We start from the raw sequence: 1,459 nt of genomic DNA, 5'->3' as shown, positions 1-1,459 counted from the left end.
GCGCCGACCTGGTCGACGCCATGGAGGACGGCCGGCTGAAGCTGTTCGGCCAGGAGATCCATCGCCTGGGCAGGCCCTGGGAAGAGAACCGCCATGTCGAGGTGCTGGCGCGGCTCGAAGGCCGCAATGGCAAGCTGATCCCGCCGGGTGAGTTCATGCCGGTGGCCGAACGCTTCGGCCTTGCCGCCCGGCTCGACCGCTGGATCATCCGCGCGGCACTGGCGCGCCACGGCAAGGCGATGCGCTCCGGCGCCATCTCGCTCGGCTTCAACCTGTCGGCGCAGACGCTCTCCGATCCGCAGCTCTGGGACTTCGTCGATGCCGCGATCGCCGGGAGCGGCGCGCCGCCATCCGGCATCGGCTTCGAGATCACCGAGACCGCCGCCGTCACCAATTTCGACGCGGCGGAAGAATTCGTGCGCAAGGCCAGGTTGCGCCGCTGCCGCGTCAGCCTCGACGATTTCGGCGCCGGCATGAGCTCCTTCGAATATCTGAGGCGCTTCCCCATCGACGTCATCAAGATCGACGGCTCCTTCGTCGAGCACATCGCCGAAAGCCGCTTCGACCGCGAGATCGTCTCGGCGATCGCCGGCATTGCCAGAAGCATGGGCAGCGCCGTGGTGGCCGAGAAGATCGAGGAAAAGAGCGCGTTGGAGATCCTCATGGGCATGGGGGTCGCCTATGGCCAGGGCTATTTCCTGCACAGGCCCGAGCCGCTCGAGGCGATCGTGGCGCGGGCGGCCGGTGGCGCGGCGCCGTTTGAAAGACCGCATGCCCGAGTGGGCGGCATAAAATAAGCAAACGCTAAAATTGAAACCGCTCGTTTAAGCGCGCCGTAATCCGGCAAGGCAATGATCCGCACCGACAATCGGATCGGAGCGACGAGATGAAGACCCTTCCAACGCTGGCGGCAACCGCAATCGGCCTGCTCGGCATCTTTGCAACGCAGCCATCCTTCGCGGGTTCGGACCATGGCGGCCAGGTGACCGTGGCTGAGGATGACGACGACCAGGGCGCCGCCGCCGGCGATGACGGTGACCACGCCGTCGCCGAGAATGACGAGGCCGATCATGAGGGCGACGGCGTCGGGACGGGCTCGCATGACGGCGACCAGGACGAGGATGGCGATCACCAGGGCGGCGATCACGACGGCGGGGACAGCGACAGCCATGACGGCGGCGGCGACAGCGGTGGCCACGATGGGGGCGGGGACAGCGGCAGTCATGACAGCGGCGGCGACGACTGACGATCGGCGTTGAAAGCCGCAATCTCCCGGCGGGGGACCGCCCGGCGGGCAGCGGAGGGGCGCTGCCTGCCGGCCTGCCGCGCGCCAGGAAACTGAGGCAATTCCAGGAAAAGCCCGCAACGGTTTTCCGTCCTGAATCGCATGAAACAAACACTTGGAACGGTTCATCGATCCCATCAAAACGCTGAACCGCTCTAGGAAATTCTTAGGATT

Annotated in this window: 2 protein-coding genes; both read left to right on the top strand. The window is 66.0% G+C overall.

All coding sequences use genetic code 11. The features are described from left to right. Nucleotides 1-797, top strand: a 797-nt coding sequence (locus EOA38_RS36475; RefSeq protein WP_145966291.1) for an EAL domain-containing protein, incomplete at its 5' end; no start/stop codon positions are given. Between the two features lie 89 nt (nucleotides 798-886). Continuing rightward, a complete protein-coding gene (locus tag EOA38_RS36470; protein ID WP_126094533.1) occupies nucleotides 887-1,246 on the top strand; it encodes a hypothetical protein in 360 nt (119 codons plus the stop codon). Nucleotides 1,247-1,459: the final 213 nt, after the last annotated feature.

This window comes from Mesorhizobium sp. M1E.F.Ca.ET.041.01.1.1 (assembly GCF_003997355.1).
Taxonomy (GTDB): Bacteria; Pseudomonadota; Alphaproteobacteria; order Rhizobiales; family Rhizobiaceae; genus Mesorhizobium.
This window is presented reverse-complemented; position numbering and strand designations above follow the sequence as displayed.